This is a genomic window from Streptomyces sp. NBC_01689 (assembly GCF_036250675.1).
Taxonomy (GTDB): Bacteria; Actinomycetota; Actinomycetes; order Streptomycetales; family Streptomycetaceae; genus Streptomyces.
Window position 1 is genome coordinate 8,738,053 of the sequence record NZ_CP109592.1, and the last position, 25,667, is coordinate 8,763,719.

Annotated in this window: 28 protein-coding genes; 15 read left to right on the plus strand and 13 right to left on the minus strand. The window is 72.6% G+C overall.

Features of this window, described 5'->3' with window-relative positions:
* The first annotated feature begins 80 nt into the window (after positions 1–80).
* The 4 genes from OG776_RS37480 (at position 81) to OG776_RS37495 (ending at position 4,664) form a co-directional block, all read left to right on the plus strand.
* Positions 81–1,220 (plus strand): Gfo/Idh/MocA family protein, encoded by a 1,140-nt coding sequence (locus OG776_RS37480; protein WP_148008370.1) that lies wholly within the window; start codon positions 81–83, stop codon positions 1,218–1,220.
* Positions 1,221–1,584: 364 nt separating this feature from the next.
* Positions 1,585–2,907, plus strand: coding sequence for an aldehyde dehydrogenase family protein (locus tag OG776_RS37485; RefSeq protein ID WP_148008371.1), 1,323 nt, complete (start codon positions 1,585–1,587; stop codon positions 2,905–2,907).
* Between the two features lie 297 nt (positions 2,908–3,204).
* Positions 3,205–3,603 (plus strand): DUF4440 domain-containing protein, encoded by a 399-nt coding sequence (locus tag OG776_RS37490; protein WP_148008372.1) that lies wholly within the window; start codon positions 3,205–3,207, stop codon positions 3,601–3,603.
* 137 nt (positions 3,604–3,740) lie between these two features.
* Positions 3,741–4,664: an oxidoreductase gene (locus OG776_RS37495; protein WP_148008373.1), complete on the plus strand. Its 924-nt coding sequence runs from the start codon at positions 3,741–3,743 to the stop codon at positions 4,662–4,664.
* A 134-nt stretch (positions 4,665–4,798) separates the two neighbouring features.
* On the opposite strand, the gene OG776_RS37500 is transcribed toward OG776_RS37495, so the two are convergent.
* The 3 genes from OG776_RS37500 to OG776_RS37510 all read right to left on the minus strand — a co-directional run bounded on the left by OG776_RS37500 (position 4,799) and on the right by OG776_RS37510 (position 7,337).
* Positions 4,799–5,509 carry a dienelactone hydrolase family protein gene (locus OG776_RS37500; RefSeq protein ID WP_148008374.1) on the minus strand — a complete coding sequence of 237 codons (711 nt, stop codon included), beginning with the start codon at positions 5,507–5,509 and terminating at the stop codon, positions 4,799–4,801.
* A gap of 75 nt (positions 5,510–5,584) precedes the next feature.
* Positions 5,585–6,637 (minus strand): bile acid:sodium symporter, encoded by a 1,053-nt coding sequence (locus OG776_RS37505; RefSeq protein WP_329323316.1) that lies wholly within the window; start codon positions 6,635–6,637, stop codon positions 5,585–5,587.
* Positions 6,591–7,337: a phosphatase PAP2 family protein gene (locus tag OG776_RS37510; protein ID WP_329323317.1), complete on the minus strand. Its 747-nt coding sequence runs from the start codon at positions 7,335–7,337 to the stop codon at positions 6,591–6,593. The genes OG776_RS37505 and OG776_RS37510 overlap by 47 nt, the downstream gene beginning before the upstream one ends.
* A gap of 353 nt (positions 7,338–7,690) precedes the next feature.
* Between OG776_RS37510 and OG776_RS37515 the strand changes: the two genes are divergently transcribed.
* Positions 7,691–8,080 carry a VOC family protein gene (locus OG776_RS37515; RefSeq protein ID WP_148008375.1) on the plus strand — a complete coding sequence of 130 codons (390 nt, stop codon included), beginning with the start codon at positions 7,691–7,693 and terminating at the stop codon, positions 8,078–8,080.
* 128 nt (positions 8,081–8,208) lie between these two features.
* Positions 8,209–9,279 (plus strand): adenosine deaminase, encoded by a 1,071-nt coding sequence (locus OG776_RS37520; RefSeq protein ID WP_148008376.1) that lies wholly within the window; start codon positions 8,209–8,211, stop codon positions 9,277–9,279.
* Here OG776_RS37520 and OG776_RS37525 read toward each other — a convergent pair.
* From OG776_RS37525 to OG776_RS37535, 3 genes are all read right to left on the minus strand, one after another.
* A complete protein-coding gene (locus tag OG776_RS37525) occupies positions 9,261–9,776 on the minus strand; it encodes a mycothiol transferase (protein WP_148008377.1) in 516 nt (171 codons plus the stop codon). The two genes, OG776_RS37520 and OG776_RS37525, sit on opposite strands and share 19 nt — an antisense overlap.
* A gap of 140 nt (positions 9,777–9,916) precedes the next feature.
* Positions 9,917–10,756 (minus strand): DUF1206 domain-containing protein, encoded by an 840-nt coding sequence (locus tag OG776_RS37530; RefSeq protein WP_148008378.1) that lies wholly within the window; start codon positions 10,754–10,756, stop codon positions 9,917–9,919.
* 223 nt (positions 10,757–10,979) lie between these two features.
* Positions 10,980–11,882, minus strand: coding sequence for a LysR family transcriptional regulator (locus OG776_RS37535; protein WP_148008379.1), 903 nt, complete (start codon positions 11,880–11,882; stop codon positions 10,980–10,982).
* A gap of 127 nt (positions 11,883–12,009) precedes the next feature.
* On the opposite strand from OG776_RS37535, the gene mgrA reads away from it, so the two are divergent.
* Positions 12,010–12,999, plus strand: coding sequence for an L-glyceraldehyde 3-phosphate reductase (mgrA, locus tag OG776_RS37540; protein WP_148008380.1), 990 nt, complete (start codon positions 12,010–12,012; stop codon positions 12,997–12,999).
* Positions 13,000–13,030: 31 nt separating this feature from the next.
* Here mgrA and OG776_RS37545 read toward each other — a convergent pair whose 3' ends face one another.
* The gene (locus OG776_RS37545; RefSeq protein ID WP_148008381.1) at positions 13,031–14,023 is read right to left on the minus strand and encodes an oxidoreductase; all 993 of its coding nucleotides are present in this window, start codon (positions 14,021–14,023) and stop codon (positions 13,031–13,033) included.
* A gap of 100 nt (positions 14,024–14,123) precedes the next feature.
* Here OG776_RS37545 and OG776_RS37550 point away from each other — a divergent pair, with 100 nt between their 5' ends.
* On the plus strand, positions 14,124–15,053 hold the full coding sequence (locus OG776_RS37550; RefSeq protein ID WP_148008382.1) for an AraC family transcriptional regulator: 930 nt from the start codon (positions 14,124–14,126) through the stop codon (positions 15,051–15,053).
* 123 nt (positions 15,054–15,176) lie between these two features.
* Here OG776_RS37550 and OG776_RS37555 read toward each other — a convergent pair whose 3' ends face one another.
* Positions 15,177–15,578: a nuclear transport factor 2 family protein gene (locus OG776_RS37555; RefSeq protein ID WP_148008383.1), complete on the minus strand. Its 402-nt coding sequence runs from the start codon at positions 15,576–15,578 to the stop codon at positions 15,177–15,179.
* A gap of 380 nt (positions 15,579–15,958) precedes the next feature.
* Between OG776_RS37555 and OG776_RS37560 the strand changes: the two genes are divergently transcribed.
* Positions 15,959–16,369, plus strand: coding sequence for a hypothetical protein (locus tag OG776_RS37560; RefSeq protein WP_148008384.1), 411 nt, complete (start codon positions 15,959–15,961; stop codon positions 16,367–16,369).
* A gap of 353 nt (positions 16,370–16,722) precedes the next feature.
* Here OG776_RS37560 and OG776_RS37565 read toward each other — a convergent pair whose 3' ends face one another.
* The 4 genes from OG776_RS37565 to OG776_RS37580 all read right to left on the minus strand — a co-directional run bounded on the left by OG776_RS37565 (position 16,723) and on the right by OG776_RS37580 (position 19,206).
* A complete protein-coding gene (locus tag OG776_RS37565) occupies positions 16,723–17,151 on the minus strand; it encodes a PRC-barrel domain-containing protein (protein WP_148008385.1) in 429 nt (142 codons plus the stop codon).
* Positions 17,148–17,726, minus strand: coding sequence for a PRC-barrel domain-containing protein (locus OG776_RS37570; protein WP_148008386.1), 579 nt, complete (start codon positions 17,724–17,726; stop codon positions 17,148–17,150). The genes OG776_RS37565 and OG776_RS37570 overlap by 4 nt, the downstream gene beginning before the upstream one ends.
* On the minus strand, positions 17,723–17,869 hold the full coding sequence (locus OG776_RS37575; protein WP_187285546.1) for a hypothetical protein: 147 nt from the start codon (positions 17,867–17,869) through the stop codon (positions 17,723–17,725). The genes OG776_RS37570 and OG776_RS37575 overlap by 4 nt, the downstream gene beginning before the upstream one ends.
* Positions 17,870–18,015: 146 nt before the next feature.
* On the minus strand, positions 18,016–19,206 hold the full coding sequence (locus tag OG776_RS37580; RefSeq protein WP_410093162.1) for a PP2C family protein-serine/threonine phosphatase: 1,191 nt from the start codon (positions 19,204–19,206) through the stop codon (positions 18,016–18,018).
* 139 nt (positions 19,207–19,345) lie between these two features.
* Here OG776_RS37580 and OG776_RS37585 point away from each other — a divergent pair, with 139 nt between their 5' ends.
* Together OG776_RS37585 and OG776_RS37590 are read left to right on the plus strand one after the other, a co-directional pair.
* Positions 19,346–19,864, plus strand: a complete 519-nt coding sequence (locus OG776_RS37585; protein ID WP_148008387.1) for a MarR family winged helix-turn-helix transcriptional regulator — start codon at positions 19,346–19,348, stop codon at positions 19,862–19,864.
* A gap of 308 nt (positions 19,865–20,172) precedes the next feature.
* Positions 20,173–20,466, plus strand: a complete 294-nt coding sequence (locus tag OG776_RS37590) for an STAS domain-containing protein (RefSeq protein ID WP_187285547.1) — start codon at positions 20,173–20,175, stop codon at positions 20,464–20,466.
* Between the two features lie 7 nt (positions 20,467–20,473).
* Here the strand turns inward: OG776_RS37590 and OG776_RS37595 are convergent, their stop codons facing one another.
* The gene (locus OG776_RS37595; RefSeq protein ID WP_329323319.1) at positions 20,474–21,199 is read right to left on the minus strand and encodes a MarR family winged helix-turn-helix transcriptional regulator; all 726 of its coding nucleotides are present in this window, start codon (positions 21,197–21,199) and stop codon (positions 20,474–20,476) included.
* A gap of 528 nt (positions 21,200–21,727) precedes the next feature.
* On the opposite strand from OG776_RS37595, the gene OG776_RS37600 reads away from it, so the two are divergent.
* From OG776_RS37600 to OG776_RS37615, 4 genes are all read left to right on the plus strand, one after another.
* The gene (locus tag OG776_RS37600; protein ID WP_148008389.1) at positions 21,728–22,180 is read left to right on the plus strand and encodes an ATP-binding protein; all 453 of its coding nucleotides are present in this window, start codon (positions 21,728–21,730) and stop codon (positions 22,178–22,180) included.
* 119 nt (positions 22,181–22,299) lie between these two features.
* A complete protein-coding gene (locus OG776_RS37605) occupies positions 22,300–23,571 on the plus strand; it encodes a PP2C family protein-serine/threonine phosphatase (RefSeq protein WP_148008390.1) in 1,272 nt (423 codons plus the stop codon).
* Positions 23,568–25,214 (plus strand): sensor histidine kinase, encoded by a 1,647-nt coding sequence (locus tag OG776_RS37610; RefSeq protein ID WP_148008391.1) that lies wholly within the window; start codon positions 23,568–23,570, stop codon positions 25,212–25,214. Before OG776_RS37605 ends, OG776_RS37610 begins: the two co-directional genes overlap by 4 nt.
* Positions 25,211–25,654 carry a response regulator gene (locus OG776_RS37615; protein ID WP_148008392.1) on the plus strand — a complete coding sequence of 148 codons (444 nt, stop codon included), beginning with the start codon at positions 25,211–25,213 and terminating at the stop codon, positions 25,652–25,654. Before OG776_RS37610 ends, OG776_RS37615 begins: the two co-directional genes overlap by 4 nt.
* Positions 25,655–25,667: the final 13 nt, after the last annotated feature.

A 25,667-nucleotide genomic window follows, 5' to 3' on the forward strand; every position in this document is an offset into this window, starting at 1 on the left:
ACGCTTCTCCGGTGAGGGGCATCCGTGTATCCGAATTATGTAACATACGTTAAAGAAAGTATCGAGAAAGGACCAGCATCATGGAACCGACAGGCGTGGGTGTCATCGGCGGCAGCACGAGCGGGTGGGCGTCCCTCTCGCACATCCCGGCGATCGGCGCCTCGGCGGCCTTCGAACTGCGCGCCGTCAGCACCTCCCGGCGCAGCTCGGCCATGGCCGCGGCGGCCGCGTACGGGGTGGCGGGCTACGACGACCACCGGGACCTCATCGCACACCCCGGCGTCGATCTCGTCGTCGTCGCGGTGAAGGTCACCGAGCACCTCGAACTGGTCTCGGCGGCCCTCGACGCGGGCAAGATGGTCTACTGCGAATGGCCGCTGGGCAACGGCCTGGCCGAGGCAGAACAGCTGACCCTTCGTGCCGAGACGGCCGGGGTCCGTACCGTCGTGGGACTGCAGGGGAGATACGCCCCCGAGGTCCGCTTCGCCCGTGACCTGATCCGCGACGGATACGTCGGCCGGGTGCTGGGCACCACCCTCTCCGGTTCCGGCATGGTCTGGGGCCCCGAGGTCGCCAACCATCAGCAGGCGTACTGGTACGACAAGGCGAACGGCGCGACACCCCTCACCTCACCCACCCTGCACGCCCTCGATCCCCTGCACCACGTACTCGGCGAGTTCGAGTCGGTGGCCGCGAACCTCGTGGTGGGCCGCACTCGCGCGACGGTGGCCGAGGACGGTCGCAGCGTCCCCGTCACGGCCGCCGACCAGGTCTCCGTGATCGGCACGCTCGCCGGCGGTGCCTCCGCCTCGGTCTTCTACCGCGGCGGCAGCTCGCGGGCCGGCGACTTCCGCTGGGAGATCAACGGCACCGAAGGGGATCTCGTCCTGACCGCCGACTGGGGCAACATGCAGGTCGCGCGGCTCGCACTGGCGGGTGGCCGGGGCGCCGACACGGCGGTCGCACCCCTCCCGGTGCCCGCCTCGTACACGGGTGACCTGCCCACGGATCTGGTCTCCTCGCCGGCCGCCAACGTGGCACGGCTGTACGGGCACCTCGCGCGGGATCTGGCCGAGGGGACCCGCACCGTGCCCGACTTCGCACATGCCCTGGCGCGTCACCGGCTGGTCGACGCCATCGAGCAGGCCGCGGACACCGGCACGGCCCGGACCCTCGCGAAGGGTCCCGCCGGGTCCGGCGCGGCGACCTCCGCCCGCTGACGCCGTGCCGCGACGGGCGGGGCCGGCAGCCCGGGGCGTCGCGGACGTCGTGGGTCCTCCGCGCCTCGCCATCGCGTCGAGGCCGGTGGGCGGCGTGTGACCGAGCCGCCCCGCCGTCGCGTCCGGGTCCGTCGGGCGGACCGAGCCGCCGTTGGGTCGAGGCCCGGCAGGCGACGGGCGACAGAGCCGCTCGCGCGGTCCCCCGGATGCTCTTCACGTAGCCGGAATGTACTTGGGAACCTGAAAGGTTGGTTATTGCATCGATCCCGTAGGGTCGACGGAGGACGAAGGCCGACGCGCGCCGAGAGGCCGTGCCGACCCCAGCAAGCGGACCACCCGGCCCGCTCCGACCAGCGAGGGCACCGTGACCCACCCCATCCCCGAGCAGCCCGCCGATCTCGTGGCCCGGCTGCGTGCCACCTTCCGCTCCGGCCGCACCAAGCCCGTCGAGTGGCGCACGGCCCAGCTGCGCGGACTGCGCGAGATGCTCACGGCGCACGGCGAGGACCTCGCCGCGGCGCTCCACGCCGATCTCGGCAAGAGCCCCACCGAGGCCCACCGCACCGAGATCGACTTCACCGTCCGCGAGATCGACCACACCCTGGAGCACCTCGACGAGTGGCTGCGCCCGCAGACCGCCCCGGTCCCGGCGTTCCTCGGCGCGGACGCGAGCGCGTGGACGCGCTACGACCCGCTGGGCGTGGTCCTGGTCATCGCGCCCTGGAACTACCCCGTCCAGCTTCTCCTGACGCCGATGCTCGGCGCGCTGGCCGCGGGCAACACCGTCGTCGTCAAGCCCAGCGAGCTCGCCCCCGCCACCTCGGCGGCCGTCGCACGGCTGCTGCCCCGGTATCTCGACACCGACGCCGTGGCCGTCGTGGAGGGCGCCGTCGAGGAGACCACCGCGCTGCTGGCGGAGCGCTTCGACCACATCTTCTACACCGGCAACGGCACGGTGGGCCGGATCGTGATGCGGGCCGCCGCCGAACACCTCACCCCGGTCGCCCTCGAACTGGGCGGAAAGTCACCGGCGTTCGTCGATCGCGGCACCGACCTCGCCGTCGTCGCCGACCGGCTCGCCCGCGGCAAGTTCCTGAACGCCGGGCAGACCTGTGTCGCGCCCGACTACGTCCTCACCGACCCGGAGACCGCCCGCGCTCTGGAGCCGGAACTCGTCCGCGCCGTCGAGGAACTCTTCGGCACCGAACCGCGGCGGTCCACCGAGTACGGGCGCATCGTCAACGAACGCCACTTCGACCGGCTGAGCTCCCTGCTCGGTTCCGGCCGCACTGTCGTCGGCGGCAGCGGCGACCGTGCCGCCAAGTACCTCGCCCCGACCGTCCTGGCGGACGTCGACCCCGCGGCGCCCGTCATGCGCGAGGAGATCTTCGGCCCGATCCTGCCGATCGTGACGGTGTCCGGACTGGACGAGGCCGTCGACTTCATCAACGACCGTGACAAGCCGCTGGCCCTGTACGCCTTCACCGAGTCGGACACCACCCGGGAGCGGCTGGCCGCCGAGACCTCGTCCGGCGGTCTCGGCCTCGGACTGCCACTCGCCCATCTGACCGTCTCCGACCTGCCGTTCGGCGGCGTCGGTGAGAGCGGCATGGGCAGCTACCACGGCCGCTATTCCATCGAGACGTTCAGCCACCGCAAGGCGGTGCTGGAGAAGCCGCTGAGCTGAGCCGGGCGCGGTTCCCGGCGACCAGCGGGAAGGAGCCCTGTCCGCCTCGCCCGTCCCGACGGTCCGGGGGAAGGTCCGGAAGGACCGTCCCCGGGCCGACCGGTCCGTCAAGCAGGCCCATCCAGCAGGGTGTTCGACTCGTTCGGTCCGTCCCGTCCGTTCGGTCCGTCCGGCCCGTCCGCCGGCCGGACAGACCGGGCGACCGTGACGGACCCGCGCACCGACCCCGTACGTGCCCCGCGCGGAGGGCTCCGGCCGACCCTGTGGAGACGCGTCGGCCCGTGTTACCGTCGCGCCGTGTCCCAGAGCGAGATCGACGTGGTGACCGCCGAGTTCTTCGGCGCGTTCGACAACCGGGGCGGCCGGACCGCCGACCTCGACCGCATCCGCCGACTGGTCCTCCCCGGCGGCGTGATCGTCAAGACCGGCCCGGAGTTCACCGTGTACACGGTGGAGGAGTTCATCGCGCCGCGCCGGACGCTGCTGGGCGACGGACGTCTGACCGAGTTCAGCGAGTGGGAGACCTCGGAACGGACCGACATCGCGGGCGACGTCGCCTCGCGGTTCGGCGAGTACCGCAAGTCCGGTGTCCTGGACGGCGAACCGTTCGAGGGCGGCGGGGTCAAGACCATCCAGTTCGTCCGCACCCCCGACGGCTGGCGCATCTCGGCCTTCTCCTGGTACGACCACGCCTGACCTTCCCGGCGTGGGGAGTCGGGCCGGGCACGGGCGTCGAGCGGCCCCGGACCGGGTTCCCGGGCCGGGTTCGGCGGCCGGTCCGCCTCTCGGGGCCGCGGGCGGGTGTCCGTAGGACCGTGTGCCAAACTGCCACGATGACCTCGGAGATGATCAGCGCGGCGGCGTCGGGTGTCTGGAGACTGGGGGACCTCGACGTCCACCGCATCGGGTTCGGTGCGATGCGTCTCACCGGAAGCGCGGCCTTCCATCTGGGGACCCCGAGCGACCGCGACCGCTCGATCGCCGTGCTGCGGCGCGCGATCGAACTCGGCGTCAACCACATCGACACCGCAGCCTTCTACTTCTCGTCGCTGCGGTCCGCGAACGAGCTGATCAACAGCGCGCTGGCCCCGTACCCCGACGATCTCGTCATCGTCACCAAGGTGGGCCCGTACCGCGACTACGCGGGGGAGTGGGGCGCGGCGGCCCGGCCCGACCAACTCCGGTCCCACGTGGAGGAGAACCTGCGGCAGCTCGGGCGCGACCACCTCGACGTGGTGAATCTGCGGCGCATGGGCCAGGACTCGATCGCGGAACACTTCGGCGCGCTCGCCGAACTGCGTGACGCGGGCCTGATCCGGCACCTCGGTGTCTCCGACGTCGACCCCCGTCAGCTGGCGGAGGCACAAGCCATCGCACCTGTGGTGTGCGTCCAGAACCGGTACGGTCTCGGTTCCACGGCGCCGGGGACCGACGAACTGATCCGGATCTGCGGGGAGTCGGGCATCGCGTTCGTGCCCTTCTTCGCCATCGCAGGCAAGGGCGGCGCGCGGGGACCCGGCGGCGGAGCCGCGGGGAAGGGCGGGACGGAGAGCGCGGTGCTCGCCGTCGCACAGGCCCACGGTGCCACTCCCGCCCAGGTCCGGCTGGCGTGGACGCTGCGGCAGGGGCCGCACGTGCTGGCCATCCCCGGCACCGGCGACCCGGACCACCTCGCCGAGAACGTCGCCGCGGGCGCGCTCCGGCTCACCGACGGCGAGACGGCCCGATTGGACGCGGTCCACCGGGCGGGGGAGTGAGACGGACGGAGCGGGACGGGCGGTCCGCCGTCGTGCCGGGCGGCGGACCCTCACCGGCACAGTGACCGGCACCGGCCGGCACCGGCCGGCCCCGGTCCGGGTCTCCCGGGCCGGAGCCGTCGTGGCCGGAGGGCTCAGCCCAGCCGCGCGTGCAGGAAGGGGACCGTGCTCTCCCAGGCGCGCCCGGCCGAGTCGGCGTCGTACGTCTCCGGGCGGCCGTCGTTGAAGAAGGCGTGGTCGGCGGGGTAGAGGCGCAGGTCCGGGGTGATCCCGGACTGCCGCTGGACCGCCTCGCCCAGCTGCTCCAGGCTCTTCTGGGGGATGCTGGTGTCGAGCTCGCCGTAGTGGCCGAGGATCTCCGCCTTGAGGCCCGAGAAGTCGGGCATCTCACCCTGGATCACGCCGTAGAACGGGACCGCCGCGCTGACCCGCGGATCGGCTGCCGCCAGGTACAGGACGAAGCCGCCGCCCATGCAGAAGCCGACCGCGCCGACCGTGTCCGAGGTGACCTCGGACAGGCCGAGCAGATGGTCGACCGCGCCGGAGAGCAGTTCGACGCCTCGCGCGACGGGCAGTTCCTGCATCATCCGGAAGGCCTCGGCGCTGTCATGGGCGACGTTGCCGCCGTACAGGTCGGGTGCGAGGGCCACGAAGCCCTCGGCGGCCAGCCGGTCGGCGACCTGCGCGATGTGGTCGGTCAGGCCCCACCACTCCTGGATGACGATCACACCGGGCCCCCGGCCGGACGGCGGCAGCGCCAGATAGCCGTGCGCGGTGGCTCCGGCGCTGGGGAAGGTCACGTTCTGATGGGCCGGCGCTCCGGTCGGCTTCGGCAGCTCGGACATGGCACTCAACTCCTGTGAGGACAGCGCTTGTCAGGGGGCCGGCGGAGAGCCGGTCCCGGATCACCGCCAACGATGTCATGCGCGGGCGCGGTCGTCGGCTCCGGCCCGCACGACGCGGCCCGCGGCCACCTTCTGCAGCAGGCTGTAGGCCAGCACGGGCAGCAGGACATGGGGCCGGTCGGGCAGGGCCGTGGAGACGAGGACCGCGCTCGCGCTGCTGTTGTTCATCCCGCACGCCAGCGTCACCGAGGCCCCGGTGGACGGGTCCAGGCGCAGCATCCTGGCGGCGATCCGGCCGAGACCGAACGACAGCCCGCACACGAGGGCGGCGACGGCCAGCGCGGCCGCCGTCAGCACCGGCTCCGGACGGGTGAGGAAGGAACCCAGGGCACCGCTCGCGTTGATGTACGTCAGGAGCAACGAGCCCAGCAGGGCGGCGGGGGGCGCGGCGGAGAGCAGCGCGCGCAGCGGGCGGGCGGGCACGGAGAGCCGAACGAGGATGCCCGCACCGCACGGGAGCAGCACTCCGGTCAGCGCGAAGTCGTTCCCGGCGGTCCGGGCGGCCTCCGACAGCGCCTCCCCGTAGCCGCCGCGCAGCAACGGGCACAGGACCGTCATCGTGAGCGGGATCGTGAGCGGTCCGACGAGCGTCGACGCCAGCACGAGGCCCACGGCGGTCGGCTGGTCGCCGCCGCCCCTGCCCGTCCACACGGTGGCGCCGGCCGCCACGGGCATCGAGACGACCAGGATCATCGCCGCGATCAGTCCGCTGCCCCCGTCGCTGTCCGGGGTGCGGTGCAGGGCGAAGGCCAGGCCCGGGATGATCAGCAGGGGCGCGAGCAGATGGAGGGCCAGGCCGGTCAGCAGCGCGGTGGGCCGGGTGAGCAGCGCCCGCAGTTCACGGACCGGCACCTGGAGGCCGGCGGTGAAGAGCACCAGGGCCAGCAGGAGGTGCGGCGCCCGCAGGACGGTCCCGGGGACACCGCCGTCGAGAAGGACGTGCGGGCGGCGCAGCCACAGGCCCGGCGCGGACACGGTCGCGGCCCCGAGGTAAGCCGCGCAGACGGCCCAGCCGAGGTGGCTACGGAGGCGACTGAGGGGGGATCGTACGTCGGGAGTGGGGTTCACCGGGGCGCTCTTCCGTCGGCGGGGCGTCGGGGCGGGGACGGAGCGCCGGTATGGAGGAGCCCGCGGACGGGAGGAAGCGGGCGACGACGTAGACGGTGAGGCTCAGCCAGCACAGGCTGAGCAGCCATCCGCCGAGGACGTCGGAGAACCAGTGGACGCCCAGATAGACCCGGCTCAGCCCGACGAGGACGGACCAGCAGCCGACGACCAGGGCGAGGGGCCGCCCGCCGCGCGGGGCGCGCGCGAGGAGCGCGAGGACCAGCAGGCCGCCGCTGACGGCCGACGTGGTGGTGTGCCCCGAGGGGAAGGACCAGCCGGTCGCGTGCGTGGCCCACTCCGCGACGGGAGGACGGGGACGGGAGACGAGGGTCATCACGGTGTACCGCACGGCCTGGGCGGCGGTGAGGCAGCCGACACAGCAGAGGGCGCGCACGACGCGCTCCCGCGCCGTCCGTCCCGCCACCACACCGGCGAGCACGACCAGCGCGTAGGGCACCACGCCCGTCCCGGTGTATGTGACCGCGCGGGCCAGGGCCAGGGCGACGGCCGGACGATGGGCGGCCGACCAGGTGACGAGCCCCTCGTCGCCGAAGAGCGTGCCGCCGTCCCGGCCGGTCACGACCAGGGTGAGCAGGACGAAGGCGACGAGGCTGCCCACGGCGGTCGATCCGGCGAGGTCGGCGGTGTCCGAGCGCTTCACGACGGCACCCCGGGACCACCGGCCGGACGCGCGGGCACGGTGTGCGGTGCTGCGGACATCGCGGGACACCCCTTCCCTGACGGGGCGCGGACGCACGGGTGGTGGCGTTCGCGCCGATGCGAACCAGGATGGTCTACATAACTGTAGACGTAAAACCGGCGGGGATCGTTCCCGAGGGGACCTGTGAAGCCGGCCGGACCCTTCCCACCTTGCGCCGCGAGCGGCCGGCGCGCCCGCGCGGACCGGAGGGGCGTGGAGGAGGGGGCGGGAGGGGCGGACGAGGCGTGGCGGAGGGGGCGGGATGTCGTACCCTACGTGTTACGTATAACCCGAGTACCTCCGGAGAGGCCCCGATGAGACGCATCGCCCTGGTCACCCTCGTCGTCGACGACTACGACGAGGCGATCCGCTTCTACACCGAGGCGCTCGGATTCCGGCTGGCCGAGGACGAGCCCCGGCCCGACGGTTCCCGCTGGGTCGTCGTCGAGCCGGCCGCGGAGGGCGGCGGCGGACTGCTCCTGGCCCGCGCCAAGAACGAGTCGCAGCGTGCCCGGGTCGGGGACCAGACCGGGGGGCGCGTGGGCTTCTTCCTCCACACCGACGATTTCACCCGCGACCACGCCCGGATGCGTGCCGCCGGCGTGACCTTCCTGGAGGAAGCGCGCCACGAGCCGTACGGTTCGGTCGCCGTCTTCCAGGACCTGTACGGAAACCGCTGGGACCTCCTCCAGCCCGCCACGTAGCCGCACGGGACCGCGCCCGTCCGCACCCCCGCCGCGCGACGCCCTGCCACCTGGTCCGCGCGTGACATCCCATGGCGTCCGCGCCGCGCCGCACCCCGAGAACCGACCTGCCGAGGAAACAGAAGAGCATGACCGTGCCCCGTATCGACATCGACACCGTCCGCCGTCTCCCCAAGGCCGTGCTGCACGACCACCTCGACGGCGGTCTGCGCCCGGCGACCCTCGTGGAACTCGCCGCGACCGTCGGCCACACGCTGCCCACCACCGACCCGGACGCGCTCGCCGCCTGGTACTACGAGGCCGCCAACTCCGGCGACCTGGTGCGCTACATAGCCACCTTCGAGCACACCCTCGCCGTGATGCAGACCCGTGAGGGACTGCTGCGCACCGCCGAGGAGTACGTCCTCGACCTGGCCGCGGACGGAGTCGTCTACGGCGAGGTGCGCTACGCGCCCGAGCTGATGGTGAACGGCGGGCTGAGCCTGCCCGAGGTCGTCGAGACCGTGCAGGAGGGCCTGGCGGCCGGCATGGCCAAGGCCGCCGCCGCGGGCACCCCGGTCCGGGTCGGCACCCTGCTGTGCGGGATGCGCATGTTCGACCGCACCCGTGAGATCGCCGGTCTCGCGGTGTCGTTCCGGGACGCGGGGGTCGTCGGGTTCGACATCGCCGGTGCCGAGGACGGTTTCCCGCCCGCCGACCACCTCGCGGCGTTCGAGTACCTGCGCGCCGCGAGCGTGCCCTTCACCATCCACGCAGGCGAGGCCCACGGACTGCCCAGCATCCACCAGGCCCTCCAGGTCTGCGGCGCCCAGCGCATCGGCCACGGTGTCCGCATCACCGAGGACATCGTCGACGGCAAGCTCGGCCGCCTCGCGGGCTGGGTGCGCGACCGCCGTGTCGCCCTGGAGATGTGCCCCACCTCCAACCTCCAGACGGGTGCGGCCAAGTCGATCGCCGAGCACCCCATCACGGCCCTGCGCGACCTCGGCTTCCGCGTCACCCTCAACACCGACAACCGGCTCGTCTCGGGTACGACGATGACCCGCGAGATGTCGCTGCTGGTCGAGGAGGCCGGCTGGACGGTCGAGGATCTGCGCACGGTCACCGTGAACGCCCTCAAGAGCGCGTTCATCCCCTTCGGCGAGCGCACCGCGCTGATCCGTGACGTGGTCCTGCCCGGTTACGAAGCGGCGCTCTGAAGGAGCCCCCGGACATAGGCGGCCTGGCCGACGTGCTGCAGATCGTCGGCCAGGACGCTCACCAGCCGGACGCCGAGGGTGACCGCCGGGGTCCAGCGCTCGTCCACGACGCGGTCGAGATCCCCGGCGGTGAGCCCGCGCAGGAACGCCAGGGTCTGGTCGTGCACGGCGTCGTAGTACCCGAGCAGCAGGTCGCCCGACTCCACGCGGACCGCGGCCACCTTCCGGGGGCTGTGCCCGTACCCCGTGTCCTCGCGGGGCAGGCCGAGCCCGAACCGCTTCTCCCAGCCCTGCGTCAGCCAGACCTGGTCGAGCCCGGCGGCCGCGGCGACATGGTCGTCCTGGACCCGGCTGAGGTGCCAGACCAGCCATGACACGGAGTTGACGCTGTCGTTGGGACGCGCGTCGAGGATCTCCGGGGGGAGCCCCTCGACCGCGGCGTGGACGTCTTCCTGGATACGGCCGAACGCGTCGATGAGGATGTCCTTCGCATGCATGGGTCCACCCTCGCGCATACCGCCCTCCCCTGCGCCCGGAAACCGGTTTCCGGGCGCGCACGGCGCCGTGACCCCTGAGACGCCGGAGGGCAGGCGCGCGAGCCCCGCGCACCTGCCCGTACCGACAAGGACCGCCCGTCTCAGATCCTGCGCCAGCGGGCCATGGCGAAGGAGAACAGGCCGAAGAGGACGAGTCCGGCGGCGACGCACACCAGCAGCCACGGTCCCGCCGGGGTGTCGGCGAACGAGCGGATCGTGTTGTCCATCCCCTTGGCCTTGTCGGGTTCGAACTCGACGGCCGCGCGGATCGCGAAGCCCCCCGCCACCGCGAACACCAGCCCGCGCGCCGCGCCGCCGCCCACGCCGGTGACGTCCACCAGCCGCCGGGTCCGCGCCGACATCTCGCCGAGCTTCATCTTCTTGTGGTACTTGCGCAGCACGGCCCGGGTGCCGATCCACACGCCCGCCGCCACGATGCCCGCGCCCGCCACGCCCACGATCCACTGTCCCGCGGGCAGGCCCAGCACCTTCGCGGTCACGTCCTGCGACTGCCGGTCGCTGGATCCGCTCCCGCTGCCGCGCGAGCCCACCGCGAACGACAGTACGGAGTAGGCGACGAAGGAGTAGAAGACGCACCGGGCGGCGGCCGTCAGCCGCTTCTTGACGTCGCCGCCGTCCGCTCCGGCCGCCCCGAAGACCACCTCCGACAGACGCCACAGCGCCATGCCCACCAGCCCGAGCCCCAGCGCCCACAGCAGCACGGCGCCGAAGGGCTTCTGCGCGATCTCCGCGAGCGCGCCGCCGCGGTCCGCCTGTTTGCCGCCGTCCCCGAAGGCGATCTGCAGCGCCAGGACACCGACCAGCAGATAGATCACGCCCCGCGCGGCCAGGCCGGCCCTGGCGGCGTACTCGGTCACCGGGCCCCGCGCCGCGCGCCGGGCCTGGACGCCTCCGGTCCGTGTCGTCGTACTCGCGTTCATGTAGACCTCCCGGAGTCCGGTTGCCCCCGCTCCGGGATGCCACACGCGCGTGAACGGCATGACGGGGGCCGGGGGGACGGTGGTACGGAGGAGTACGAGAGGGGCCGCGCCGCTCACGGCCCGTGCTCGTGGGTCGGCGTCAGTCTGTCAGCATGCGTCAGGCCGTGCCGGTTCTCGCCCGGCGGTGCCGGTTCGCGCCCGGTGGGGTGCCGCTGCCGGGCCGTCAGTGCTCCTGCTCGGAGGTGGCGGAGGTGTCGAGCAGGAGCATCAGGGCGCGGGCCGCCGGGCTGGTGGCGTCCGGCGTCGGCAGCATGGCGACCGTCTCGTACGGTGCGTCGCCCGCGCCCTTCAGCGGCAGCGAGGTGAGGCCGCCGGCCTGGCGCTTGAGACCGAAGTGCCGTGGCACGACGGCGATCCCGAGGCCCTCGTCGACGAGCTCCAGGAGACTGTGCACGTCGCTGACCTCCAGGGTCACGGTCCGCCGGACGCCCGCCGCGGCGAAGGCCGCGTCGGTGATGCGGCGCGGCCCCCAGTCGGGGTGGAAGTCGACGAAGGCCTCGCCTCCCAGTTCCTCCGGGGTGACCACGGCGGAGGCCGCGAGATGGTGGGTCGGATGGCAGAGCACCGTCATGGGCTCGCTCGTCAGCGGGACGGAGCGCAGCTGGTCGCCGTCCGGCTGTGTCTTCACCCCGAAGGCCAGGTCGAGCCGCCCGGCCGCGACCTCCTCGGCGAGCGCGCCGGAGCCCGCCTGCCGCAAGCGGATCTCCACGTCGGGATGGCGCCGCCGGAACGCGGTGAGCAGCTTGGCCACGTGCACTCCGGCGATGCACTGTTCGGTGCCCAGCGAGAGCGTGCCGCGCAGCAGCCCCTGGACGGCCGCGACGGCGTCGTGGGCCGCGCGGACCTGGGCCAGCACCCGCTCCGCCTCCCCGAGCAGGGCGCGGCCGGCCTCCGTGAGCGTGACCCGGCGGGTGGTGCGGACGAACAGGGGGGCCTGGAGCTCCCGTTCCAGCGCGCGGATCGAGGACGACAGACCCGACTGCGACACCATCAGACGCTCGGCCGCACGGGTGAAGTGCTGGTCCTCCGCGACGGCGACGAAGTGCTGGAGATGGCGCAGTTCCATGGGGGACAAGCGTACTGGCTGATTGAGCGTCCCCGTCGCTCAATCCGATCCGATTCTCCCGTTGGACCTCTGCACCGTGCGCGCGCGAGAGTGGGGATCTGTTTTCCCGGCCTTCCAGGAGCACGCGTTGTACACCGCACACCCCGACCGTTACGCGGACATGCCCTACCGGCGCACCGGACGCAGCGGCCTGAAACTGCCCGCGCTGTCCCTCGGTCTGTGGCACAACTTCGGCCCCGACCGGCCGGCGGAGACCCAGCGGGCGATCCTGCGCCGCGCGTTCGACCTGGGTGTGACCCACTTCGACCTGGCCAACAACTACGGGCCGCCGCCCGGTGCCGCCGAATCGGCGCTCGGTGAGGCCCTGAAGGCCGACTTCGCGCCCTACCGCGACGAACTGGTCATCTCGACCAAGGCCGGATACCTGATGTGGCCGGGCCCGTACGGCGAATGGGGCTCGCGCAAGTACCTGCTGTCCTCGCTGGACCAGAGCCTGGCCCGGATGGGCCTCGACTACGTGGACATCTTCTACTCGCACCGCCCCGACCCGGAGACCCCCTTCGAGGAGACGATGGGGGCCCTGCACTCGGCGGTCCAGCAGGGCAAGGCGCTGTACGTCGGCGTGTCCAACTACTCGCCGGAGGAGACCCGGGAGGCCGCCCGCATCCTCGGTGAGCTGGGCACCCCGCTCCTCATCCACCAGCCGCGCTACTCGATGCTCGACCGCCGCCCCGAGGACGGGCTGCTGGACACACTGGACGAGCTGCGGGTCGGCTCCATCGCCTACTCCCCGCTGGAGCAGGGGCTGCTCACCAGCCGCTACCTCGACGGCATCCCGGAAGGGTCGCGGGCCGCGAGCGACAGCCCCTTCCTGAGCGCGGACACGGTCACCGAGGACCTCGTGGAACAGCTGCGCGCCCTCGCCGGGATCGCCGAGGCCCGCGGTCAGTCCCTCGCGCAGATGGCCCTGGCCTGGGTGCTGCGCGGCGGCCGGGTGACCTCCGCGCTCATCGGCGCAAGCAGCACCCAGCAGCTGGAGGACAGCGTGACGGCCACCCACGCGCTGGACTTCGACGAGGAGGAGCTGGCCCGGATCGACGCGATCATCAGGGCGTGACGCGCACCTGCCGGGTCCCGGGTCCGGCCGGTCAGGCCGTGAGGCGCTCGCTGAGTTCCCACAGCCGGTCGGCCGCCTCCGGATCGAGGGCGTAGGCAAGCACGCCGGGCTTCGGCGTCCGGGTCGTGAGCGTCCACTCACGGCCCTCCGCCGCCGACATCGGGGGCGCGATGTCGTTGTTCTCGCAGTAGACACCACCCTTCCCGGCCAGCAGGGGGCTGGTCGCGCACCACACGCTGGTGGCCGCCCCCTGCTCCACGGTCTTGAGCTGCCGCGTCGGATCCAGGACCGTCCGGCCGTCCGCGTCGTGGACGCCGGCCGCCTTCAGGTCCTCCTCGGCGAGGTACTTCTTCAAGTTGGTGTCGACGATGCTGCCCGGGTGCAGGGAGTAGGCACGGATGCCGTCCGCCCTGCCCCGCTCGTCGAGCGCGACCGCGAAGAGGATGTTGGCCGTCTTCGACTGTCCGTAGGCGACCCACCGGTCGTACGCGCTGTGCTCGAAGTGTGGGTCGTCGAAGCGGACGGGCGAGAACCGGTGGCCCCAGGAGGACACCGATACGACCCGGGCCCCCTGCGCCCGGCGCAAGGCGGGCCGCAGACGCGCCGCCAGCTGGAAGTGGCCGAGGTGGTTCGTGGCGAACTGGACCTCGTACCCCCGGGCGTCCCGGGTCAGCGGGGTCGCCATGACGCCCGCGCTGTTCACGAGGATGTGCAGCGGGCGGCCGGACGCGAGGAAGTTCTCGGCGAAGGCGTCGACCGAGGCGGGATCGAGCAGATCCATGGCCTCGATCCCGACGCCGTCGATCCCCTTCAGCGCGGCCTCGGCCCTCCCGGTGTCGCGGGCCGGCACGACGACCTCGGCACCTGCGGCCCGCAGGACGCGCGCGGTCTCCAGACCGATGCCGGAGTAGCCCCCGGTGACGACGGCGACCTTGCCGGTGAGATCGATTCCCCTGACGACGTCCTCCGCGGTGGAGGCGGCGTCGAAGCCGGAGCGCAGGGGTTCTTGGACGGTGGTGGGCATGGTTCGCATCTCCTCGTGTGTGCCTTCCCGACCACCGTAGGACCGGACGTCCGTACGATGAATGCTTGAGAGTGCGCATGACTTGCGCGATAGTACGGACATGCCCTTCGACCCGCTCTCCGACACCCTCGGCCTGATGGACGCCCGCTGTGTCGTCTCCGGCGGATTCACCGCCGGGGGCGACTGGGCGCTGCGCTTCCCCCGGCCGGACCGGCTCAAGATCACCGCGGTGGTGAGGGGAAGCATGTGGGTGGCGGTCGAGGGGCTGCCGGACGCCGTCCGGCTGGAGCGCGGCGATGTGGCCGTGTTCGACGGCAGCCGGGCGATCGTGGTCGCGAGCGATCCCGCGCCGGACCCGGTGGACGCGACGACGCTCTTCGCCGACACCGCCGGGCCGATGATCCACCACGGCGCCGGCGAGGACGTCGTCTCTGTCGGTGGCCATGTCGAACTGGGCCGGGCGGGGGAGGAGTTGCTGCTGCACGCCCTTCCGCCGCTGCTGCATGTGCGGGCCGCCGCGGAGGAGGCCCCGGTGCTGCGGTGGCTGCTCGATCAGTTGCTGCGTGAACTCACGGCCGGCCGGGCGGGTGCCGACTTCGCCGCCGACCAGCTCGCCCAGCTGATGTTCGTCCAGGTGCTGCGCGCCTGTCTCGCGGACGCCGACGCGCTGCCCGCCGGACGTCTGAGGGCCTTCGCCGACGAACGCATCTCCCCGGCGCTGCGTCTCATGCACGCCGATCCGGGCCGTCCCTGGCGGCTGGAGGAACTGGCCAGGGCGGCGGCCATGTCCCGCACCAGCTTCGCCCAGCGGTTCCGGTCGGTGGTCGGCGTGCCGCCCCTGGCCTACCTGCTGGACTGGCGCATGAGTCTGGCCCGGCGCGCGCTGCGGGACGGGGAGACGTCCGTGTCGGCCCTGGCGCAGAAGGTGGGCTACACCTCCGAGAGCGCCTTCAGCAACGCCTTCAAGCGGACGACCGGGGTGGCTCCGCGGCGCTACCGGGAGGCCGCCCGGGCGGCCCTGACGGGCTGACGCCCGCCGGGCCGACCGCGACCCGGTGGGCCTCCTCCCCGCCGGCCGCCCCGCCGGACCGTCGCGGGCCCGAGCGGCCGGAAGGGGGACGGGGACCCGTGACAGCCCGGAGCGGATCCCGCGTCAACCGAGAGGGGAGTCACCGGCCGGGGCCGGTACGCGGTCCAGGAACCCGTACACGTCGCGGATGCGGCCGTCCTCGGCCAGCGTGATCACGTCGAATCCGGCGACCGGCGCCGACCCGTCCGCGCCGTCGACCAGCTCCCAGCCGAACCGGGCGGTGTCGTGGTGGCCGTCGACCGTACCCGTGAGCCGGAAGAAGAACCCCGGGAACCGCGCGTGCGCCGCCGCGATCACAGCGGCGATCCCCTCGTGCCCGCGCACCTCGGCCAGCGGGTCGGTGTAGCCGCCGTCGGGGCTCCAGGCGACGGCGACCGCCTTGGCGAGCGCGTCCGGCTCACCCTCGTTCCAGGCCTCCAGGTAGCGGGCGACGGCGGACTCGTGACGGTCGGTGTTCTCGGACATGGTCGATCAGCCTCCGATGACGGGGTCGCGGACCGGATGCGGGGTGCGCCTGCGCGCCGTCATCCGGTGCCACGACGATGCCCCGCGGCCCCTGGCGGCGTCGATTACCTCCCGGGTAGGGACGATCGGTCGCGTTTCGGCCAAAGGGTCGGATGAATATGCCAAGAGACTGGCTGGAATCACATGGTGACAGAGTGTCAGGAGTGGCGATACTCGATGAGGAGGGCGATTCAGCCACGCCCTGGCGCAGCACCACTGTGTACCACGTGTACCACCGGTGCCCGGTACGACCGTCGACCGCGGACGAGCCGTGTGCAGTGAACGAGCCGCAAGGAAAGTGAGGCCGGCCCGGCAGCGAGCGTTGCAATGGGGGAGTGATCGTGCACGACGAATTCCTGTGCCACGTCACCGCGTACGGAGTGTGCGGGGGAAGACGCGTCGGCGTCCCCCTGGGAACGTACCGCGCGCCCACCCTGGCGCTGGCCCTGTGGTGGATGCGCGACCGCGCCTCCTGGATGGCCGAACGGCTCGACCCGCAGCCGGACGACCCCACCTTCCCGCCGAACTCGATCGCCCCGGTCTCGGACACCGTGCCGGACGTGCCCAGCATGCTGCGCGCGTGGTGCGGGGACACCGGCCAGCAGGAGCTCGTCGCCGAGGAGCTGGCCGCCGGGAAGCTCGTCCGGATCGCCACGAGCGACGACACCACCGAGTACGAGCTGCTCGCCGAGTCCGTCGACGCGCTGCGCATGCAGCGCACCGCGGCCGTGCTCGGCACCTCCGCCGCCTGACCGCACGGCGCCGGCGGGCAGGCCGCGACGGGCCGCACCGGGGACCGCGTCCTGCTTCGCCCCCACGACGTCCGGTGCCGCCCCTTCCTCCGCCCGACACTGCCCCGGGGCCCGCCCGGACGCGGTGGGTACCGGCCTTCGTACGGCGACCACGCCGCCCCGCACGGCGTCCGCCCGTACGGCATCCGCGGCGACGTGGCACCGGCCCCGATACGGGCGGGCGCGCAACCGGCCCCGGGACGATCCGCGGCACCACGTCGTCACCGCCCCGGACCAGGCCCGGCGCCCCCCTCGGTACGGATCGCGGTACGGCCGCGGACCTCGGCGGAGCCCCGGTGTCCGGCCGGCGGGGCTCAGCCCGCGCGTACGACGAGGGCGTAGTCCCCGAGCCCGATCAGCAGGTCGCCGGGGAACGATCCCGAGGTCGTGAGGATCTCCTCGATCCGTCCGTCGGCGGGGTCGAAGGCGATGTCGCGCACGGTCCCGCGTCCGTCGCCGTTCTCGGTCAGGACCCGCGCGCCGAGCGCCTCACGATGCGGCGGGGACTCCGGCGGGACGGCGTCCAGGACCGTCTCCGAAGGGACCAGCACCGCGTCGGGGCCGACCGCGTGCAGGACGTCCCAGGCGAGTGAGGTCTCCTTGCGCCCGGGCGCCCGCGCGATCCGCAGCCGGGTGACCCGCCCGGTCCCGGCGTCGATTGTGAGCGACTTCACCACACCGATCCGGGCCGCCTCGCCGAGGGTGACCACCGGCAGGCCGTTGATCTCGGAGAACAGGGTCACGGCGTCTCTCCCGTCGCGCGGAACGCGTCGACCTGGGCCGCGAAACCGGCCAGGTCGTCGGCGACGAACCGGGTCGCGTCCGCGGGAATGACGAGCGCCTGCCCGGACACGGCGAGGGTCTCGCCCCGGGGGACGAACACCTTGCGGCGCCGACGTCGCGAACCGGACACCCGCGTCTCGCGCGCGGCGATCCGGAACCCCACCACCCGCCCGCTGACGCCCGCCTCCACGACGAGGTCCAGTACCGTGCCGACCTCCGCGCCCGCGTCCGTGAGCACCTTGGCGCCCACCACCCGGCCGTGGGCGGCCTCGCCCCGCGCGACCACCGCGGCCGGCTCGGCGAGGACCTCACGCCCGCGCACCATCACGGCGTCGTGGCCCACCGAGTGCACCGCGCTCCACGGCAGACTCTGCTTCAGGGGGCCGGCCAGCAACCCCCGGCCGCTGAGCGTGAATCCGGTGACGCGTCCCGCGGGCCCGTCGAAGACGGTGTCCTTGATCTGCGCCACCACGTCACCCCCCAGGGTGACCACCGGTCGTCCGCCCAGGCTGCGCGCGGCCGTCAGCTCGCTCATCGCACGTCCCGCTTCCCGAACCGCCGCCCGCGCTGCACGGCGATGACCGTCCCCGAGCGCCGGCGCGACTGCACCCAGACCACCACCCCGCCCAGCAACGCCAGGGCCGCGACCACGACGACCGGCCACATCCACCAGATCACCGTCCACCTCCGGACTTCCCGCCCGGTCGCGATCGCGGTCGACCGGATCCGGCTCCGTCCGGGTTCCCCGGGAGGGCTGGACAATGCCCTCCCCGGGGTCCCGCCGGACGGCGTGCCCCGCACCGGGCGCGAGGACGGCCCCCCGCTCAGTCCGCCTGCGGCCCGTTCTCCCCGCGCCTTCTCCCGGACCAGTCGAGGCAGACGATCAGCGCGTCGTCCAGCGGCTCGGTGACGCGGTAGGCGGCCAGCTCGTCGAGAACGGCGCGCGGCACGTCGGCCGCGGGGAGCAGCGCCGTGGCGGTCACCGCCCGGGCCAGCGCCCGTTCCCCGAAGGCCTCCCCGAGCGGGGACAGGGCGTCGTAGACACCGTCGCTGACGACCAGGAGCCGGTCGCCGGGCAGGACGTCGAACTCCTGCGGCAGATAGTCGGACTCCTCGAACATGCCGAGCGGCAGCTGTGCCTCGAACTCGATCCGTTCCACGCTCGTGCCGCGCCTGCGCCACAGCCGAGGCGAGCCCGCGTCCACGGCGAGCACCCGTCCGGTGGCCAGGTCGAAGGAGAGGAGCAGCGCCGAGACGTGCTGGTCGCCGTGGTACTGCGCGTAGATCGCCTGGTCGGCGAGTCTGGCCTGGTCGGCGACCGGCACCCCGGCCCGCCGGGCGTTGCGCAGGGAGCCGACGGCGAGGAGCGTCAGCAGGGAGGCGTTGATGCCGTCCCCCATGCCGTTGAGGATCGACAGGGAGAGCCGCTCGGCGTCCGAGGACCAGTCGAAGTTGTCCCCACGCACCGCGTAGGCGGGCTCCAGCTGCGCGCCGATGGAGAACTCCTCGCGGGTGCTGGCCCGGCCGGGCAGAAGCTCCCACTGCATCTCGGCGGCCAGGGTCAGCCGGCCGACCCGGCGCGCCTGCCGGTAGACGTCGGTGTCGCGTTCGGCCACGACGATCTCGTGGCCCAGCAGCTCGGCCACCTGGGCGAGCTGCTGGGTCACCTCGGCGCCCACGGATTCCGGCGGCAGCCGCACGGTGAGCACACCGAGGCGCTCGCCGCGGGCGGTGACCGGCAGATGGAGACGTACGTGCTCCCCGTGCCGCGGGTGCTCCTCGTGCGGCTCCTGGCTGCCGAACGCGCGGCCCTCGGGGCTGTTGTACAGGGAGACGGAACGCGAGGGGTCGTCGGGTGCCTCGACCGGCTGGAGCACGGTCAGCCCGTAGTCCGCCATGAGGAGATCGGCGCCGGTCGCTCCCCAGGCGTCCGTCAGGAGAGTGCGCAGGGTGCCGAGCAGCGCGTGCGGAGGTGTCGCGCGCAGGGCTCGGTCGACGTCGTTCACAGAGGTCACGGTCGTGGTGGCTTTCTCGTGCGGTTCTCGTGCGGTAGTCGTACGGATGGTCCTGTCGGTCCACCCCGGCCGGTGCTGAGACCGGCCGGACGGCCCGGCATGGCTGGCGAAGCCCAGCAGGAGATGACAAGGTGGTTCGGTGCCGCGCTCGATCCGTCCACCCGTGTCCCGAGACGATGCCGCGCAAACGCTGGACGCCGTCGCGGAACTTCTCGAACTTCTGTGGGGCCGAGGGCAGGAGGCCGCGCCGTCCGGCCCGGTGCCGCCCTCCCAGCTACGGGCCCTGATCGTGATCGAGCAGGGCGGTTCGATGAATCTTCGCTCGCTCGGTGACGCCCTGGCCTCGCGTCCCTCCTCCGTCAGCCGTCTGTGTGACCGGATGGAGGCAGTCGGGCTGATCCGCAGGGCGCCGAGCACGACGAGCAGGCGCGAGGTCGAGGTCGTGCTGAGCCCGCTCGGGGAGCAGGTGCTGCGCGAACTCCGTGACCATCGCGCCCGCGAGGTGCGCGCCGTCCTGGAGCAGATGTCGTCCGCGGACGTCGCCCGGCTCACCGAGGGGCTCGAAGCGTTCCGGGCGACCGCGCTGGAGCAGCTCGACGAGCGGGGCGGCGGCTCCGGCTCCGACCGGGAGCCGGGGCGCGCGACCGGTACCGGATAGGTTCCCTTGCGTACCGGCCTGCTCCATTGAGGTCCCTCCACCGCGACAAACAGCCCCCAGGGATGTCTGACTCTGGGTCACAGGGGAACCAGATTGTTGCCTGACAGCAATTGTTGTCAAATGACAACGATCGGATACGGTGGGACCCGGCGCGGCTTCCGTGCGGCGCTGCGGGCGTTCCACCCCGCGTACGTGTCCCTCTGTACCCGTACGTACCGACGACATCCCGAAGGATCGCTGTGCATTCAGGCCGGAGTCCAGGTCAGGCAGTCCTCTCGCTGTCGACGCGCGAGGTCGGTCCGGGAACCGTGATAGCGGTCGCCGGAGAGGCGGATCTCGACAACGTGGGAGGGCTCAGCAGCGCCCTCGACGCGGCGGCACGCACTCCCGCGGGGCCGGTGGTCCTGGACCTGGCGGAGCTGACCTTTGCGGACTCGACCACGATCAACGTCGTCCTGCGGGCCTACGGCGTCCTCGGCGACCGGCTGAGACTGGCCACGCTCACCCCGATCCTGGAACGGGTGCTGAGTGTGACCGGGGTCTCCGAGGTGGTGCCGGTCTTCCGTACCGTGGCCGAGGCGCTGGAGAGCGATGCGGTCTGAGAGCGGGTCAGACGGAGTGGCCGGGCCCGGGAAGGGCCTGATACCCGTCGGCCAGCGACGGACCGAGCGAGCGCAGCGCGCTCAGCAGGCCGTCCAGATCGCCGTCCGGCATGCGCAGCAGGGCGTTCCGGATCCAGTCGTCGCGCCGCTCGCGCACCCGGCCGAGCACGGACCGGCCGTGCCGCGTCAGGCTCAGGCCGACGCCCCTGCGGTCCGCGGCAAGGGGCACGCGGGCCAGCAGCCCCGCGTCCTCAAGCGTGTCGCACACCCTGCTGGCCCGGGAGCGGCTGATCCGCGCCCGGTCGGCGAGCGCGGCGAGGCTCAGCCCGGGCGACGCGCCGACCAGGGACAGCGCACGCAGCAGCGAGGGCGACAGCCGGCCGTCGACGGCGACCGCCGTACGGGCGGACACGGAGACCAGGATCTCGGCCACGGCCGCGAGCTGGTCGGCCGCGCGGAGCAGTACGTCGTCCCGGACCCGGGGCGGTGCGGTGTCCGCCGCGGGCACCCGCGGGGCCCGGCCGTCCGGACCGGGAAGGAAGCTCCCGTCCGGAGCCGGCGGGGAGTCCTCGTCCGCGGTCCGGGAGAGGCGTCCGTCGCTGCCCGGCACGGAGCTCTCGCCGACTGTCGGCGGGAAACGCCCGTCCGCGGTCAGGGGCAGGTGTCCCCCCGGTGTGGGAAGGAAGCTCTCGTCCGGAGCGGGCCGGAGGAGGCCCTCTTCCGCAACCGGCACGGTGCTCTCGTCCCGGACCGGGAGGAAGATCTCGTCCGGTCCCCGGAACGGTCCTCCGCCCTCCCCTTCGTCGTGCGCTCCACCGCGTTTCCCGCCGCCGTGACTTCCGTCGCTCCCCGGTCCGCCGGGAGGACCCCCGCCCGGCTCCGCGTCCGGACCGCGGGGCGAGCCCGTGTCCTCGTCCGTCCCCCGCGGGGAGCCGTCGTGCCGTCCCCGGGGCGGCCCGCCGTCCCGTCCCTCGGGGGTCTGTCCATCCATCCGTCCGCACCCTTTGCTCGTACCGGAGACTCGGTGACCCGTCAGTCCCTCCGAATGTTGGCCCTGCCCCTTCGCGCCGGTATGACACCGGTACGGTGTGGGGATCGTGTGCCGAAGGGGGCGACGGCGGTCCGCGGCGCGGGCCCCGGACGCGGTGCGCGGCGCGGGAGCATCGGGGTGAGTGCGGAGGGCGCCACGGGGTATGCGCTCCTGTGCGGCGGCGTCCGGACGCGCGGCCGGCGGACATATCGGCATCCGAGAGAGAACCACATGATCGAGCACTTGGACGGAGCAGTGATACCGCCTGGCTTCGACGTGCCCGTGGACCCGCTCCGGCGGGCGGCGCACTACACCGGCGAACCGGGGTGCATCGCCGACGCGCGCGCCTTCGCGGAGCTGTTCCTCGAACAGCTCCGGTCGGAGTGGTGCGCCGAGATCGACGCCCGGGCCGACGGCGACCTCCTGCTCGTGGTGAGCGAACTGGTCACCAACGCGGACCGGCACAGCCACGGGCCGTACATCCTGGAGCTGGAGGGGACCGACGTCTCCGTCACCGTCACCGTCTACGACAGCAGCGCCACCCTGCCGCGGCGCTACCCGCGTGATCCGCAGCGCATCGGGCGGCACGGACTGGAGATCGTCCACGCGCTGGCGACGGAGGTGACCGTCGGGCGCGTTCCGGTCGGCAAGTGCGTCAAGGCACAGCTCGACCTGCGCCGTTGACCCGGCCGCCCGCGCGGCGGGAACGGAGCGGGTGCGACGGTCCGACAGGCCGTGGGGCCGCCGAGCCGACCGCCCGAGGCACGAACCGGGACGGGATACCAGTAGGCTCGCCACAGTCGATGGTCGGCGTCGGTCACTCAAGGGGGACGAACGTGGCGGATCCCCTGCCGCGGATCGGTGAACGTACCGCGGTACCGCACCAGATCAGCTCCGACCCCCGCTGGGGCCTGGACGCCGCCGCGGCGCTGCTGCTCGTCGAGGACGACGCCGGCGACGCCCTGCTGGTGCGGGAAGTTCTGGCCGACAGCGGTCTGCCGATGGACGTCACCTGGTGCAAGTCCCTCGCCGAGGCGCGCGCGTTCCTGGAATCCTCCAAGCACGCGGTGTGCGTGCTGCTGGACCTGCACCTGCCTGACACCCACGGACTGAGCGCGGTACGCCTGGTCCGGGACGCCTCACCGGACGCGGCCGTGGTCGTGCTCACCGGACTCGCCGAGAACGAGGCGGGCCTCGCCGCGGTCGCGGAGGGAGCCCAGGACTTCCTCTCCAAGGACGGTCTGAACCCGGAGGAGCTGAGCCGGGCCGTCCGGTACGCCCTCCAGCGCAAGCAGGTGGAGCGCTCCAGCGCCGAGCTCCAGGCGAGCAGGCTGCTGGCCCAGGAGAACGCCCGGCTGGAGCGCGGGCTGCTGCCCACGCCCCTGCTGCGCGGCGACCGCTGCCAGGTCGCCTCCCGCTACAGCCCGGGACGCGACCACGCCCTGCTGGGCGGCGACTTCTTCGACGTCGTCGAGAGCGAGGACGGCACGGTCCACGCGGTGATCGGGGACGTGTCCGGCCACGGCGCCGCCGAGGCGGCTCTCGGGGTCTGTCTGCGGGTGGCCTGGCGCGCCGCCGTGCTCTCGGGCTGCGTGGGTCCGGCGCAGGTCCGTCTCCTGGAGGAGATCCTCGAGGCCGAACGCGCCGAGGACTACATCTTCGCCACCCTCACGATCCTCCGGCTGTCCCCGGACCACAGCCGGCTGACCGTGATCCGTGCCGGACATCCGGGCCTGCTCGTCCGCACCTCCCACGGCATCGAACTGTTCGAGCCTCCGGTGGGACCCGCGCTGGGACTGGTCCCGGGCGGGGCGCACTGGCCGGAGACCGAGCTGCCCGCGCACGACATCAGCGCCGTGACACTGTTCACCGACGGTCTCTTCGAGGGCGTCGTGGGCCCGGACCAACGGCTGGGCGAGGAAGGACTGCTCGCGGTGGCGAGGAAACACATGGATCTGCACGGCCGCCCGTTCGTCGACGCGGTGGTCGAGGACGTGGCCGCGCAGAGCACCTTCCACGGAGGCCTCGCCGACGACGTGGCGGTCCTGCACCTGGCGACGGACGGCAGGTCGTGACCCGTACCCCGAGGAACCCGGAGCCCGCCGACGAGGCCGCGCCGCGCAGGGCCGGCGGAGTCGCCCGGCTGACCGTGCAGGGCTGGATCCATGTCGTCCTCGCCGTCAACGTACTCCTGGTGATCGTCTTCGCGGTGTCCGGCGGGGTCCTCCAGGCCCGCGCCGACGACCGCACCGACCTGCTCACCGACCGCATCCAGCCCGCCCGTTCCACCGCCTTCCAGCTGGAGACCTCGCTGGTCGACCAGGAGACGGGCGTACGGGGCTACGTACTGAGCAAGGACGACAGCTTCCTGGAGCCGTACGAGTCCGGAGGACGCGACGAGGCGACACTGCGCGCCCGTCTGAGCACGCTGCTCACCGACCAGCCCCGGATCGCGGCCGACCTGCGCGCCGTCCAGCGGGCCGGGGACGCGTGGCGCCGTGACTACGCCAGGCCCCTGATCGACTCGGTCCGTGGCGGCGGACGCGGTGTCCCCGGGCTGGAGGCGAGCAAGGCCCAGTTCGACCGGACCCGCGACCTGCTGTCCACCATGGAGACGCACCTCGGTGAGGTGCGCGACCGGACCCGCGCCTCGGTGGAGGAGAGCCGGCAGTCCCGCAACCTGTTCTTCGGCGGGACACTCGCCGCGTTCCTCGCGGCCGGACTGGCACTGACCCTGATGCTGCGCCGCATCGTCGGACGGCCGCTGAGGACCCTCGAAGCCGCCTCGGTCGACGTCAGCGGCGGAGCCTTCGAGCGGACGATCCGGCTCCACGGCCCCAGGGACCTGGAGTCGGTGGCCCGGGCCGTCGAGGAGATGCGCCGCCGCATCGTCGAGGAACTCTCCGCCTCCATGGCGCGCGAGACCCTCCTCGAGGAACGCACCGCGGAGCTCGACAGCCAGACGCTGGAGCTGAAGCGCTCCAACGCCGAACTGGAGCAGTTCGCCTACGTCGCCTCCCACGACCTGCAGGAACCCCTGCGCAAGGTCGCGTCGTTCTGCCAGCTCCTGGAGAAGCGTTACGGCGACCGGCTGGACGACCGGGCGAAGCAGTACATCGACTTCGCCGTCGACGGTGCCAAGCGCATGCAGACCCTCATCAACGACCTGCTGACCTTCTCCAGGGTCGGCCGCGTGGGCGAGAAACTGGTGCCCGTCGCGCTCGACGACGTACTGGACCGGGCACTGGGCAACCTCAGCGTGGCCCTGGACGAGACCGGCGCCCGCGTGGTGCGCGAGGGGCCGCTGCCCACCGTGACGGGCGACGCGACCACCCTCACGATGCTCTGGCAGAACCTGGTCGGCAACGCCGTGAAGTTCCGCGACCCCGGGCGGCAACCCGAGATCGTCGTCCACTGCGAGGCGGCGGACGGGCAGTGGCGGCTGGGAGTGCGCGACAACGGGATAGGCATCGACGCCGAGTTCAGGGAGAAGGTCTTCGTCATCTTCCAGCGGCTGCACGGCCGTGACGAGTACGACGGCACCGGGATCGGGCTTGCCGTCTGCCGGAAGATCGTCGAGCATCACGGTGGCACCATCACCCTGGACGGCGCCGCGGGCGAGGGCACGGACGTGTCCTTCACCCTGCCCATGGCGCGGCCCGAACCCGATCCCCGGGTCGACGAAACAGCGCGCCCAGCCGAAGGAGCACGTACGTGACCAGCCCCGTCGAACCCATTCAGGTACTGCTGGTCGAGGACGACCCCGGCGACGAGCTCATGACCCGGGAGGCGTTCGAGGACAACAAGATCCGCAACGCCCTGCACGTCGTACGGGACGGCGAGGAGGCCCTCGACTTCCTCTACCGCGTCAACCAGTACGTGGACGCGCCGCGGCCCGACCTGATCCTGCTCGACCTCAACCTGCCCAAGTACGACGGCCGTCAGGTGCTGGAGCGCATCAAGTCGGACGACGAACTGGCGCACATCCCGGTCGTCGTCCTCACCACCTCCTCCGCCGAGGAGGACATCCTGCGCAGCTACAAGCTCCACGCCAACGCCTATGTCACCAAGCCGGTCGACCTCGACCAGTTCATCGCCGCCGTGCGGCAGATCGACGACTTCTTCGTTTCCGTGGTGAAGCTGCCGAAGAGCTCCTGACCACCGCCGCACC